The sequence below is a fragment of the Nosocomiicoccus sp. HMSC059G07 genome (assembly GCF_001815515.1).
GTDB classification, from domain to species: Bacteria; Bacillota; Bacilli; order Staphylococcales; family Salinicoccaceae; genus Nosocomiicoccus; species Nosocomiicoccus ampullae_A.
Genome location: NZ_KV820886.1, coordinates 1 through 204, shown reverse-complemented (window position 1 = coordinate 204; position 204 = coordinate 1). Strand labels below are relative to the sequence as shown.

The 204-nt window shown below is 39.7% G+C and carries 1 protein-coding gene; it reads left to right on the top strand.

Annotation, left to right across the window (positions count from 1 at the left end):
- A partial coding sequence (locus HMPREF3029_RS09015) for a PTS sugar transporter subunit IIC (protein WP_210400792.1) occupies window positions 1–204 on the top strand: 204 nt, incomplete at both ends.

Sequence of the window (204 nt, the reverse complement as noted above, 5' to 3'; positions counted from 1 at the left end):
CACATCCACTCGTCGTGTTTTCAGCAGTGACAGTCGGGTATAGTGCGTATGAGTTCGGAGGCGTAGCTGGAAGTTTTATTGCGGTTTTAGTCGCAACTGAAGTATCAAGACTATATGCCGGTCGAACGAAATTAGATATTTTGATTTCTCCAATTTTCACGATTATTATTGGATTTTTAGTCGGTAAATTTGTTGGTCCATTTA